Below are 12,503 nucleotides of genomic sequence, written 5' to 3'. Positions count from 1 at the left end.
TGCCCTGCCCCTCTACGTCTCTACCCGTAAGTAACGTCCCGGCCGATCCTCGCACCGGCCGGGACGTCAGGGAAGAGGCTGAGGGTGGGTCAGATGCCCTGCCAGTCCGGCTTGGCGGCGTAGGTGGCGCGGAAGTAGTCGGCCAGCTTGAGGCCGGTGGCCGCGGCCTCGTCCACGACCACGGTGGCGTGCGGGTGCAGCTGCAGCGCGGAGGCCGGGACCAGGGACGCGACCGGGCCCTCGACGGTGGCCGCGACGGCGTCGGCCTTGTTGGCGCCGGTGGCCAGCAGCACGAGGTGCCGGGCGTCGAGGATGGTGCCGATGCCCTGGGTGATCACGTGGTGCGGGACCTGGTCGATGTCGTTGTCGAAGAAGCGGGCGTTGTCCACGCGGGTCTGCTCGGTGAGCGTCTTGATCCGGGTGCGCGAGGCCAGCGAGGAGCAGGGCTCGTTGAAGCCGATGTGGCCGTCGGTGCCGATGCCGAGGATCTGCAGGTCCACGCCGCCGGCGGCGGCCAGGGCGCGGTCGTAGTCCTCGCAGGCGCCCTGGATGTCCGCCGCCGAGCCGTCGGGGCCGAAGAAGTGCTCCTCGGGCAGGCCCAGCGGCTCGACCACCTCGCGCAGCACGGTGGCCCGGTAGGACTCGGGGTGCCCCTTGGGCAGGCCCACGTACTCGTCCAGCTGGCACACGCGCAGCCGGGAGACGTCCAGGCCGCCGCGGACCCGGGCGGTGAGCGCGGTGTAGATCGGCAGCGGGGTGGAGCCGGTGGCGACGCCGAGCAGGGCGTCGGGCTTGCGGACCACCAGGTCCGCGATGGCGGAGGCGATGAGCTCGCCGCCTGCCGCGGCGTCAGGGACGATCACAACTTCCACGCTGTCTCCACCGATCTCGATAAGTGCCCGACACTGTCCAATGTGGTATAGACCAATTTAGCACGTCAAGATCTCGTCAAGGCAAGGCTCCGGAGGACCACGGGAGGGTGAACACCTGCGCGGACCGCCTACGCTCGATCTGAACACGGCGCCGGGGGCCCGGCGACACGACAGCGCGGACAGGGACGATGGGACGCGGCAGGCTGCGGATCTACCTGGGGGCCGCCCCCGGGGTGGGCAAGACCTACGCCATGCTGGGCGAGGCCCACCGCCGCGCCGAGCGCGGAACCGACGTCGCCATCGCCTACGTCGAGGACCACGGCCGGGTCCACACCTCGGAACTGACGCAGGGTCTGGAGGTCGTCCCCCGCCGCACGCTGGTCCACCGCGGCGCCGCCTTCACCGAGATGGACGTGGACGCGGTCCTCGCCCGCAAGCCCCGGGTCGCCCTGGTCGACGAACTCGCGCACAGCAACGTCCCGGGCTCCCGCAACGCCAAGCGCTGGCAGGACGTCGAGGAGCTGCTGGAGGCCGGCATCGACGTGATCTCCACCGTCAACATCCAGCACCTGGAGTCGCTCGGGGACGTCGTCGAGGCGATCACCGGCGTGCGGCAGCACGAGACCGTCCCCGACGAGGTGGTCCGCCGCGCCGACCAGATCGAGCTGGTCGACATGGCCCCCGAGGCGCTGCGCCGCCGCCTGGCCCACGGCAACGTGTACGCCCCCGAGAAGGTGGACGCGGCCCTCGCCAACTACTTCCGGCCCGGCAACCTCACCGCGCTGCGCGAACTGGCCCTGCTCTGGGTCGCCGACCGCGTGGACGAGTACCTGCAGCGCTACCGCGCCGACCACGCCATCGACTCCACCTGGCAGGCGCGCGAGCGCATCGTCGTCGGCCTCACCGGCGGGCCCGAGGGGCGCACCCTGATCCGCCGCGCCGCCCGGATCGCCGCGAAGGGGTCCGGAAGCGAGCTGCTCGCCGTCTACGTGGCCCGCAGCGACGGGCTGACCGGCGCCTCGCCCAAGGAACTCACCGTGCAGCGCGCCCTGGTGGAGGACCTCGGCGGCTCCTTCCACCACGTCCTCGGCGACGACGCGGCGCAGGCGCTGCTCGACTTCGCCCGGGGGGTCAACGCCACCCAGATCGTGCTGGGCAGCAGCCGCCGCAAGCCCTGGCAGTGGATCCTCGGGCCGGGCGTCGGCGCCACCGTCGCCCGCGACTCCGGCGACATCGACGTGCACATCGTCACCCACGAGCACGTCGCCCGCGGCCGGGTGCGGCCGATCCGGCGGATCGCCCGGCTGGGCCGGGGCCGCACCATCGCCGGCTGGGTGGTCGGCGTCGGCGGACCGCTGCTGCTGACCTGGGTGCTGACGGCCATTCAGATCTCGCGCGGCGGCACCCACACCGAGATGCTGCTCTACCTCGGCCTGACCGTCGGCGCGGCGCTGCTCGGCGGCCTCTTCCCGGCGCTGGCCTCGGCCGCCGTCGGCTCGCTGCTGATCAACTGGTTCTTCACCCCGCCGCTGCACACGCTGACCATCGCCGCCGGGGAGAACATCATCGCGATGGGCGTCTTCATCGCGGTCGCCCTGGCCGTCGCCTACGTCGTGGATCTGGCGGCCCGTCAGACCGCGGAGGCGGCACGCGCCAGGGCCGAGGCCGAGACGCTCAGCTTCCTGGCCGGGACCGTGCTCCGCGGCGAGGAAGGGCTGCCCGCCCTGCTGGAACGGGTCCAGGAGACCTTCCAGACCGAGTCGGTCGCGCTGCTCGAACGCGACGAGGACTTCGGGCCGTGGCGGGTGGCCGGAGCCGTCGGCCCGCACCCGGTGCTCCGTCCCGAGGACGCCGACGTGGACGTGCCGGTGGGCGACCGGCTCGCGCTCGCGCTGAGCGGCCGGGTGCTGCCCGCCGGGGACCGCCGGGTGCTCGGGGCCTTCGCCGCGCAGGCCGCGGTGCTGCTGGAGCGAGCCCGGCTGGCCGAGGAGGCCGCCGAGGCGCGGCGGCTCGCGGAGGGCAACCGGATCCGCACCGCCCTGCTTGCCGCCGTCTCGCACGACCTGCGCACGCCGCTCGCGTCGATCAAGGCCTCGGTCAGCTCGCTGCGCTCGGCGGACGTCGAGTGGGAGCCCGAGGACGAGGCGGAACTGCTCGCCGGGATCGAGGCGGGCGCGGACCGGCTGGACCATCTGATCGGCAACCTGCTCGACATGAGCCGGCTGCAGACCGGCGCCGTCGTCCCGCTGCTGCGCGAGACGGACCTGGACGAGGTCGTCCCGCTGGCCCTGCTCGGCGTCCCGCCGGGGGCGGTCCGCGCGGACATCCCGGAGTCGCTGCCGATGGTCCGCGCCGACGCCGGGCTGCTCGAGCGCGCGCTCGGCAACGTCGTCGAGAACGCCGTCAAGTACAACGAGGGCAGCCGGCCGGTGACCGTCAGCGCCAGCGTCCTCGGCCGCTCGCTGGAGATCCGGGTCGCCGACTGCGGCCCGGGCATCCCGGACGCCGCCAAGGAGAAGGTCTTCGAGCCCTTCCAGCGCCACGGCGACGCGCCGCGCGGCGCGGGCGTCGGCCTGGGACTGGCCGTGGCGCGCGGGTTCGCCGAGGCGATGGGCGGCACCCTCACCGCCGAGGACACCCCCGGCGGCGGCCTCACCATGGTCTTCACCCTCCCGACCGCAGAAGGGCCCGAGCTTCCATGACCCGCGTCCTGGTGGTGGACGACGAACCGCAGATCGTCCGCGCCCTGGTGATCAACCTGCGCGCCCGCAAGTACGAGGTGGACGCGGCCCAGGACGGCCGCACCGCACTGGAGTTGGCTGCCGCCCGGCACCCCGACGTGGTCCTGCTCGACCTCGGCCTGCCGGACATGGACGGCACCGAGGTGATCCGGGGCCTGCGCGGCTGGACCAAGGTGCCGATCATCGTCCTGTCCGCCCGGCACACCTCCGACGAGAAGGTCGAGGCCCTGGACGTCGGCGCGGACGACTACGTCACCAAGCCGTTCGGCATGGACGAGCTGCTGGCCCGGCTGCGGGCGGCGGTCCGCCGCGCCGCGCCGGCCGGACCCGACGGCGACGCGGCCGTGGTCGCCACGGCCTCCTTCTCGGTGGACCTGGCCGCCAAGCGGGTCCGCAAGGGCGACACGGACGTGCGGCTGACGCCGACCGAGTGGCACCTGCTCGAGGTCCTGGTCCGCAACAGCGGACGACTCGTCAGCCAGAAGCAGCTGCTCCAGGAGGTGTGGGGTCCGGCCTACGGAACGGAGTCCAACTACCTGCGGGTCTACATGGCGCAGCTGCGGCGGAAGCTGGAGGCCGACCCGGCCCACCCGGTCCACTTCGTCACCGAGCCCGGCATGGGCTACCGCTTCGAACCCTGAGGTGTGCGCGGGTGCTCTCGCGGTACCCTGCCGACATGAGTGGAGACGACCGGGGCGACCGGCAGCAGGGGCGGCTGCGCCGCATGTTCAGTCGGCTGTCCACGAGCAGCGAGGAACTGCACGCCGAGGAGCTCCGCCAGGACGCCGAGAGCATCGGCTCCACGCCCATCGCCGCCTGCGCCGACCGCTCCCAGGTCACCGTCGCCGGCACGCTGCGCGCGGTCACGCTGCGCCCGCGGGCGGGCGTGCCCGCCCTGGAGGCGGAACTCTTCGACGGCACCGACTCGCTGGACGTGGTCTGGCTGGGCCGCCGCTCGATCGTCGGGATAGAACCGGGCCGCAAGCTGATCGCCCACGGCCGGATCAGCCACGCCCGGGGCCGCCGGGTCCTGTTCAACCCCCGCTACGAGCTGCGTCCCGTCGGATCGGAGTAGTCCCGCGTGTCAGCCACCCACAAGAAGCCCGCGGCCGCCGCGGTCGACACCTCCCTGATCGACGCGTTCGGCGGCATCCGCGGCATGGTCGACATGACCGTGCCCGGGCTGGTCTTCGTGGTCCTCTACACGATCACCAAGAGCAACGCGCTGTCCGCGTGGTCCGCGGTGGGCGTCACCGTGCTGCTGGCCGTCATCCGGCTGACGCGGCGCGAGACGCTCAAGCACGCCTTCGGCGGCGTGCTGGGCGTGGCCATCGGCGCGTTCATCGCGATGAAGTCGGGCAAGGCCCAGGACTTCTACCTGCCCTCGATGATCTGGGGCCTGTGCCTGGGCGTCGCCTACGCGGTCTCGGCGATCGTGCGCTGGCCGCTGATCGGGGTCGCGCTGGGCCCGGTGCTGGGCGAGAACTTCACCTGGCGCACGCGGAATCCGGGCCGGATGGCCGCGTACACCAAGGCCACGTGGGTGTGGGTGGCCCTGTTCGCCCTGCGGGCGGCCGTGCTGTTCCCGCTGTACTGGGCGCACCAGGTGACGTGGCTGGGCGTCGCCAAGATCGGCCTGGGCGTGCCCCCGTGGCTCGTCGCGATCTACCTGACCTGGCTGATCCTCTCGAAGGCCCCCGCCCCCATCAAGGTCGAGGACCCCCCGGCGGAGCCGGACGACGCCCCGGCGCAGCCCCAGGGCGACCACGCCCGCACCTGACCCACGGTCCTCGCCCCCGCCAGGGGCGGGAGGTGCCCCCACCCTTCGGGCGGGAGGTGCCCCCACAGCGACCAGCCCACCACTTACGGAGGTTCGACCGGCACATGGGGCCGGACCTCCGTGAGCGGTGGGCTGGTCGCGCCGTTCCTCGCGCCCCTGCCGGGTGCAACTAGCTCTCGGGGGACAGCAGTTCTTCGAGTTCGGATTCGCGCTCCGGCGCCGCGACGAACAGGAGTTCGTCGCCCGCCTCCAGCGTGTCGCTGCCGCTCGGCACGAGGACACGGCCCTCGCGGATGATGGTGACCAGCGCGGTGTCCACGGGCCAGGCGATCTCCTTGACCATCGTGCCGACCGCCGTGGCGTCCTGACCCAGCGTCAACTCCACGAGGTTGGCGTCACCCTGGCTGAACCGCATCAGGCGCACCAGGTCGCCGACGCTGACGGCCTCCTCGACCAGCGCGGACATCAGGCGCGGCGTCGAGACGGCGACGTCCACGCCCCATGCCTCGTTGAACAGCCACTCGTTCTTCGGGTTGTTCACCCGGGCCACGACCCGGGGCACCCCGTACTCCGTCTTGGCCAGCAGCGAGACGACCAGGTTCACCTTGTCGTCACCGGTGGCCGCGATCACCACGTTGCAGCGCTGCAGCGCCGCCTCGTCCAGCGCGGTGATCTCGCAGGCGTCCGCCAGCAGCCACTCCGCCTGGGGGACCCGCTCGACCGAGATGGCCTTCGGGTTCTTGTCGACCAGCAGGACCTCGTGGCCGTTCTCCAGGAGCTCCCCGGCGATCGAGCGGCCGACCGCGCCGGCTCCGGCGATTGCGACTCGCATCAGTTCTCCTCCGGGCCCTTCGAGAACACGGCCTCGACTGCCTCCACGTCCGACGTGCGCAGCATCATGTGCACGAGGTCTCCCTCCTGCAGCACCATGTCGGCGGTGGGCAGGGTGCCCTGGCCCAGGCGGGTGACGAAGGCGACGCGGACCTCCGCGGCCTCCTCCAGCTTGCTCAGGCGGTGGCCGATCCACGCCGGGGCGACCGGGACCTCGGCGAGCACCACCGCGCCGCTCGGGTCCTGCCACTCGGGCTCGGCGCCGCTCGGCAGCAGCCGGCGCAGCATCTGGTCCGCGGTCCAGCGGACGGTGGCCACCGTGGGGATGCCCAGGCGCTGGTAGACCTCCGCCCGGCGGGGGTCGTAGATGCGCGCGGCGACGTTCTCGACGCCGAAGTTCTCGCGGGCGACCCGGGCGGCGATGATGTTCGAGTTGTCGCCGCTGCTCACCGCGGCGAAGGCCCCGGCGTCCTCGATACCGGCCTCGCGCAGGGTGTCCTGGTCGAAGCCGACCCCGGTGACCCGCTTGCCCGCGAAGTCCGAACCGAGCCGGCGGAATGCCGTCGGGTCCTGGTCGACCACGGCGACCGAGTGCCCCTGCTTCTCCAGGGTGCGCGCGAGGGTCGATCCCACGCGGCCGCAGCCCATGATGACGATGTGCACGACCGTCCTTCCGGTGTTCTCTCCGGGCTCGATACTGACACCCCTTGTCGGGGGCTTGGCACCAGGGTTGCATCCGTCGATCCGAATGACACAACTGCGTTACCCGATGGCGACCCTGCTACACCGTCTTCTTCCAGGTCGTCCACCTGCGAACTCCGTGTCTTGCCACCCCGTCCACCTTTGATCGGCGGGAAAGCTCTACGATCCTCTCTCGTGTCCAGACTCACAGACCTGCCGAAACGAATCCTGATCGGCCGCGCACTCCAGAGCGACAAGCTGGGGGAGACCCTGCTGCCGAAGCGGATCGCGCTGCCGGTCTTCGCCTCCGACGCGCTCTCGTCCGTCGCCTACGCCCCTGAGCAGATCTTCCTGGCGCTGTCGGTCGCCGGAATGGCCACGCTCCACTTCTCCTGGTGGATCGGCGCGGTCGTCGCCCTGGTCATGCTGGTCGTAGTGGCGTCCTACCGGCAGAACGTGCACGCCTACCCGAGCGGCGGCGGCGACTACGAGGTGGCCACCGTCAACCTCGGCGCCAACGCCGGTCTGACCGTGGCCTCGGCGCTGCTGGTGGACTACGTGCTCACCGTGGCGGTGTCGACGACGTCCGGTGTGGCCAACATCGTCTCGGCGCTGCCGTCCCTGCACGGGCACGAGGTCCTGCTCTCCGTGCTCCTCGTCCTCGTGCTGATGGCGATGAACCTGCGCGGCGTGCGCGAGTCGGGCACCGCCTTCGCCATCCCCACCTACGCGTTCATGGTGGGCGTCATCGGCCTGATGATCTGGGCGGCCATCCGCAAGTACGCGCTCGGCGACACCATGCACGCCGAGAGCGAGGCCTTCCACCTGGTGCCGCAGCACGGGCACGAGAACGTGGCCGGGCTGGCCATGGTCTTCCTGCTGCTGAAGACCTTCTCCTCCGGTTGTGCCGCACTGACCGGCGTCGAGGCCATCAGCAACGGCGTCCCCGCCTTCCGCAAGCCCAAGAGCAAGAACGCGGCGACCACGCTGCTGATGATGGCGCTGATCGCGGTCACGATGCTGATCGGCATCATCTGGATGGGCAACATGACGGGTCTTCGGATGTCCGAGGACACGAGCCAGTTGATCGGCGCGCCGGCGAACTACCACCAGAAGACCGCTCTCGCGCAGATCTCCGAGGCCGTGTTCTCGAACTTCACGCCGGGCTTCTACTTCATCGCCGCCGTCACCGGTCTGATCCTGGTGCTGGCCGCCAACACCGCCTTCAACGGCTTCCCGGTGCTCGGCTCGATCCTCGCCCAGGACCGCTACCTCCCGCGTCAGCTGCACACCCGCGGCGACCGGCTGGCCTTCTCCAACGGCATCATCCTGCTGGCCACCGTCGCGATCGTGTTCATCATCGGCTACAACGCCGACCCGAACCGGCTGATCCAGCTCTACATCATCGGCGTCTTCGTCTCCTTCAACATGAGCCAGACCGGCATGATCCGGCACTGGACCCGGCTGCTGAAGACCGAGACCGACCCGGCCAGGCGCCGCCACATGATCCGCAGCCGGATCATCAACTCCGTCGGCCTGGTCTGCACCGCCTGCGTGCTGATCGTCGTACTGGGCACCAAGTTCATGTCCGGCGCCTGGATGTCCTGCCTGCTGATGGTCGTCTTCTTCGTGCTGATGAAGGGCATCCACCGGCACTACAGCCGGGTCAGCGACGAGCTGGCGCTGGACGAGGAGTCGGTCCAGGAGGAGGAGGCGCTGCCCGCCCGCATCCACGGCGTGGTGCTGGTCTCCAAGCTGCACAAGCCCACCCTGCGCGCCCTCGCCTACGCCAAGTCGGCCCGCACCTTCGCCCTCGAGGCCGTCACCGTGGACGTCGACCCGGCCGACACCGAGGCGCTGCAGGCGGAGTGGGAGCGGCGCGGCATCGACGTCCCGCTCAAGGTGCTGCACTCGCCCTACCGCGAGATCACCGGCCCGGTCGTCGACTACGTCAAGCGGCTTCGCTCCAGCAATCCGCGCGACGTGGTGACCGTCTACATCCCCGAGTACGTCGTGGGCCACTGGTACGAGCAGGTGCTGCACAACCAGAGCGCGCTGCGGCTCAAGGGCCGGCTGCTGTTCAAACCCGGTGTCATGGTGACCTCGGTACCCTGGCAGCTCGAGTCCTCCACGCGCCGGCGTACCCCGCAGCGCCGCTGGAACGCACCGGGCCAGGTGCGCCGCGGCGATCTGGGGCGGCGCGAGGAGCGCTCGGGGTCCGCCAGCCAGTAACCGTCAGTGAGGAACACCTCCGTGCCCACCCGTCACCGCGCTCCCGCCACCGATGCTCCCTCCCTGGTGGGCGAGCGCTACGAGGTCGAGGTGGGCCCGGTCGCCCACGGCGGCCACTGCGTGGCCCGCCACGAGGGCCGGGTGCTCTTCGTCCGGCACGCCCTGCCGGGCGAGCTGGTGGTCGCGGAGGTGACCGAGGGCCGCACCGACTCGCGGTTCCTGCGCGCGGACGCGGTCGAGGTGCTGCGTCCCGCCAAGGAGCGGATCGAGGCGCCCTGTCCGTTCTCCGGCCCGGGCCGCTGCGGCGGCTGCGACTGGCAGCACGTCACCCCGGGCGGCCAGCGCAAGCTCAAGGCGGCCGTGCTGACCGAACAGCTGCGCAAGCTGGCCGGTCTGACGCCGGATCAGGCCGGCTGGGACGGCAGCGTCGAGCCGGCCCCCGGCGACAAGCTCCCGGCCGGGCAGGTGCCGGCATGGCGGACCCGGGTGCAGTTCACCGTCGACCGGGCGACCGGCCGGGCGGGCCTGCGCAAGCACCGCTCGCACGAGGTGGTCCCGGTGGACCGCTGCCTGATCGCCGCCGAGGGCGTCGAGGAGCTGGGCGTCGAGGCGCGGGAGTGGCCGCAGATCGCCTCGGTGGACGTGATCGCCGCGCAGGGTTCGTCGGACCGCCAGGTGATCCTCACGCCGGTGCCGGGCGGCCGGCTGCCGATCGTCGAGCTGGACCGGCCGGTCTCGGTGCAGCGCATCGACGACCACGGCGGCCACCACCGCGTGCACGGCCGCGCCTTCGTCCGCGAGCGGGCGGCGAACCGCACCTGGCGGGTGTCCAACGGCGGCTTCTGGCAGATCCACCCCGCCGCGGCCGACACGCTGGTGGACGCCGTGCTGACGGGCCTTCAGCCCCGTTGGGGCGAGAACGCCCTGGACCTGTACTGCGGCGTCGGCCTGTTCGCAGGCGCGTTGGCGGAGGCGGTCGGCGAGGACGGCGCGGTGCTGGGCATCGAATCCGGCAAGCAGGCCGTCGCCGACGCCCGGCACAATCTGGCCGACCTGATCGGTGAGAAGCGCGTGGTCATCGAGTGCGACAAGGTGGAGACGCTGCTGCCGCGCACCGGGATCACCGAGACCGACCTCATCGTGCTCGACCCGCCGCGGGCCGGCGCGGGCCGGGCCACCGTGCGCCACCTGGCCGGGCTGCACGCCCGCCGCATCGCCTACGTCGCCTGCGACCCCGCCGCCCTCGCCCGTGACCTGGCCTTCTTCCGCGAGAACGGGTACCGCCCGGTCAGCCTGCGGGCCTTCGACCTGTTCCCGATGACCCACCACTTCGAGTGCGTGGCCATCCTCGAACCCGCCGACGGCACGGTGGCCGAATAGCACCACTTTCCCCGCTAGCAGAATCGCGCTAGCGTCGATGGCATGGCAAAGAAGCAACTCAATGTGCGCGTCGACGCCACGACGGCGGAGATCGCGCGGGCGCGGGCGGAACAGGAGGGGATCAGCATGAACCAGTACATCGAGAAGCTGGTCCAGCAGGACATGGGCGAGACAGGCCGGGCCTTCGTGGACGCGGCCGCCCAGTTCATGAAGGAGTACGAGTCGGTATTCCTGTCCGAGTTCGGCGAGCGGGAGGGTACGGGTAGCCGGCGTTGAACGTCGAGATCGACCTTTCCTGGCTGTTGATGGTCGCCGAGCAGTACACACCTGGCGACCCCCGGGTCATCGACTACGGCTCGCTGGTCGCCGCGGTGACCCGGCATCAGGCCGAGATCTTCGACGTGCTGGTCTACCCGGAGCCCGAGGACCGCGCGGCGGCGCTGCTGCACCAGCTGATCCGGGTGCCCGCGCTGGAGCGCAACAACGAACTGTTCGCCACCGCGGTCGCCTTCGCGTACCTGATCGCGGGCGGGGCGACGGTGGCCGTCACCACCCGCGAGATGCGCAGCCTGGCGCGCGGTGTGCGGGAGGGCCGACTGGGGGTGGACGCGGTCTCCGAGCGCCTGTCCGCGTGGGTCGTGGACCAGGCCCCGACCGAGGCCGAGGCCGAGGAGGGGGAGGACGAGGACCCCGACGAGGACGAGGACTGAACCGCCCCATGCTGCACGACTGCGTCGTCCTGCTGCGCTGCCCCCTCTGCGGCCAGGAGCTGACCGAGGAGCCGACCCGGCACGGGAGTTCCGCGCTGCGCTGCCCGGCCGGGCACTCCTTCGACCTCGCCCGACAGGGCTACGTCTCGCTGCTCGCTCCCGGCGCGCACACCGGCACCGCGGACACGGCCGAGATGGTGGCGGCCCGGGCGGACTTCCTCAGGGCGGGCCACTACGTCCCGATCGCGGAGCTGATCAGCTCGTCGGTGCCCCTGGATGCTCGGACGCTGGTGGACGTGGGTGCCGGCACCGGCTGGTACGCCGCGTGGGTGCTGGACGAACGCCCGCAACTGGTGGGACTGGCGCTGGACATCTCCAAGTTCGCACTGCGCAGGGCAGCCCGGGCGCATCCCGGGCTGGGCGCGGTGGTGTGCGACGCGTGGCGGCCGCTGCCGGTGCGGGACGGGGCTGCGGACGTGCTGCTCAACGTCTTCGCGCCCCGCAACGGCCCGGAGATGCGCCGGGTGCTTCGACCGGGCGGAAGGCTGCTGGTGGTCTCGCCGACGCCGCGCCATCTGGCGGAGCTGGTAGTGGAGTTGGGCCTGCTGGGGGTGGACTCCCGCAAGGAGGAGCGGCTGGCCGCGACGCTGGAACCGCATCTGACGGCGGCCGGTTCGGAGGAGCTGGAGTTCAGCATGGAGCTGACCCACGCGGAGGTCCGCACGGTGGTCGGCATGGGGCCGAGCGCCTGGCACACGGACCCGGACGCGCTGGCGCGGCGGATCGAGGCCCTGCCGGAGCGCATGCGGGTGACGGGCTCGGTGCGCCTGAGCGCCTTCGAGAGGCGGGACGTGTGAGTGAGCTGACCGTGGCCCAACTGCAGGCCCGACTGGAGGAGTTCGCCGCCGCGCGGGACTGGCGGCCGTTCCACAACCCGAAGAACCTGGCCGCGGCGCTGAGCGTGGAGGCGGCCGAACTGCTGGAGATCTTCCAGTGGCTCACCCCCGAGCAGGCCGCGGCGGTCATGGACGACCCGGACCGCGCCCACCGCGTCGAGGACGAGGTCGCGGACGTGCTGGCCTACCTGCTCCAGTTCTGCCTGGCGGTAGGGGTGGACCCCCTGCGGGCGCTGTCGAGCAAGATCGACCGCAACGAGCTCCGCTTTCCGCGCCCGTAGCCGCCCCCGCTCCTCGGCAGTGGGGCCGCCCCGTCAGGGGCGCCGGGATCGCCAGGGGCGTCGGGACCGTCAGGGGCGCGGGGAACTGCGCGACCAGCC

The 12,503-nt window shown here is 71.7% G+C and carries 13 protein-coding genes; 10 read left to right on the top strand and 3 right to left on the bottom strand.

Going from position 1 to position 12,503, the window contains the following annotated elements; translation table 11 throughout:
- Nucleotides 1-89: 89 nt before the first annotated feature.
- A complete protein-coding gene (nagB, locus tag ACFP3V_RS23105; RefSeq protein WP_380586651.1) occupies nucleotides 90-872 on the bottom strand; it encodes a glucosamine-6-phosphate deaminase in 783 nt (260 codons plus the stop codon).
- 188 nt (nucleotides 873-1,060) lie between these two features.
- On the opposite strand from nagB, the gene ACFP3V_RS23100 reads away from it, so the two are divergent.
- From ACFP3V_RS23100 to ACFP3V_RS23085, 4 genes are read left to right on the top strand one after another with little or no spacing between them, the layout of a single operon-like run.
- On the top strand, nucleotides 1,061-3,574 hold the full coding sequence (locus ACFP3V_RS23100) for an ATP-binding protein (protein WP_380586649.1): 2,514 nt from the start codon (nucleotides 1,061-1,063) through the stop codon (nucleotides 3,572-3,574).
- On the top strand, nucleotides 3,571-4,254 hold the full coding sequence (locus ACFP3V_RS23095; RefSeq protein ID WP_380586646.1) for a response regulator: 684 nt from the start codon (nucleotides 3,571-3,573) through the stop codon (nucleotides 4,252-4,254). The genes ACFP3V_RS23100 and ACFP3V_RS23095 overlap by 4 nt, the downstream gene beginning before the upstream one ends.
- A 35-nt stretch (nucleotides 4,255-4,289) precedes the next feature.
- On the top strand, nucleotides 4,290-4,688 hold the full coding sequence (locus tag ACFP3V_RS23090; RefSeq protein WP_380586644.1) for an OB-fold nucleic acid binding domain-containing protein: 399 nt from the start codon (nucleotides 4,290-4,292) through the stop codon (nucleotides 4,686-4,688).
- Between the two features lie 6 nt (nucleotides 4,689-4,694).
- A complete protein-coding gene (locus ACFP3V_RS23085) occupies nucleotides 4,695-5,393 on the top strand; it encodes a DUF3159 domain-containing protein (protein WP_380586641.1) in 699 nt (232 codons plus the stop codon).
- Nucleotides 5,394-5,562: 169 nt separating this feature from the next.
- Here ACFP3V_RS23085 and ACFP3V_RS23080 read toward each other — a convergent pair whose 3' ends face one another.
- Complete coding sequence (locus ACFP3V_RS23080; protein ID WP_380586638.1) at nucleotides 5,563-6,225, bottom strand: potassium channel family protein; 663 nt, start codon at nucleotides 6,223-6,225, stop codon at nucleotides 5,563-5,565.
- Complete coding sequence (locus ACFP3V_RS23075) at nucleotides 6,225-6,887, bottom strand: potassium channel family protein (RefSeq protein ID WP_380586635.1); 663 nt, start codon at nucleotides 6,885-6,887, stop codon at nucleotides 6,225-6,227. The genes ACFP3V_RS23080 and ACFP3V_RS23075 overlap by 1 nt, the downstream gene beginning before the upstream one ends.
- Nucleotides 6,888-7,100: 213 nt before the next feature.
- Between ACFP3V_RS23075 and ACFP3V_RS23070 the strand changes: the two genes are divergently transcribed.
- Genes ACFP3V_RS23070 through ACFP3V_RS23045 form a run of 6 tightly spaced genes read left to right on the top strand, consistent with a single transcriptional unit; the run spans nucleotide 7,101 to nucleotide 12,404 of the window.
- Nucleotides 7,101-9,137: an APC family permease gene (locus ACFP3V_RS23070; RefSeq protein ID WP_380586632.1), complete on the top strand. Its 2,037-nt coding sequence runs from the start codon at nucleotides 7,101-7,103 to the stop codon at nucleotides 9,135-9,137.
- A 21-nt stretch (nucleotides 9,138-9,158) separates the two neighbouring features.
- Nucleotides 9,159-10,517, top strand: coding sequence for a class I SAM-dependent RNA methyltransferase (locus ACFP3V_RS23065; RefSeq protein WP_380586629.1), 1,359 nt, complete (start codon nucleotides 9,159-9,161; stop codon nucleotides 10,515-10,517).
- Nucleotides 10,518-10,559: 42 nt separating this feature from the next.
- Entirely contained in the window at nucleotides 10,560-10,793 is a 234-nt protein-coding gene (locus ACFP3V_RS23060) for a toxin-antitoxin system HicB family antitoxin (protein WP_380586626.1), read from the top strand.
- The gene (locus tag ACFP3V_RS23055) at nucleotides 10,790-11,227 is read left to right on the top strand and encodes a fic family toxin-antitoxin system, toxin component (RefSeq protein ID WP_380586623.1); all 438 of its coding nucleotides are present in this window, start codon (nucleotides 10,790-10,792) and stop codon (nucleotides 11,225-11,227) included. The genes ACFP3V_RS23060 and ACFP3V_RS23055 overlap by 4 nt, the downstream gene beginning before the upstream one ends.
- 8 nt (nucleotides 11,228-11,235) lie before the next feature.
- Nucleotides 11,236-12,084: a putative RNA methyltransferase gene (locus tag ACFP3V_RS23050; RefSeq protein WP_380586620.1), complete on the top strand. Its 849-nt coding sequence runs from the start codon at nucleotides 11,236-11,238 to the stop codon at nucleotides 12,082-12,084.
- On the top strand, nucleotides 12,081-12,404 hold the full coding sequence (locus ACFP3V_RS23045) for a nucleotide pyrophosphohydrolase (protein ID WP_380586617.1): 324 nt from the start codon (nucleotides 12,081-12,083) through the stop codon (nucleotides 12,402-12,404). The genes ACFP3V_RS23050 and ACFP3V_RS23045 overlap by 4 nt, the downstream gene beginning before the upstream one ends.
- Nucleotides 12,405-12,503: the final 99 nt, after the last annotated feature.

It is taken from the genome of Streptacidiphilus monticola, from assembly GCF_042658505.1.
GTDB lineage: Bacteria > Actinomycetota > Actinomycetes > Streptomycetales > Streptomycetaceae > Streptacidiphilus > Streptacidiphilus monticola.
The sequence above is the reverse complement of the archived record's forward strand: the minus strand, read 5'-3'. Positions and strand labels throughout refer to the sequence as shown.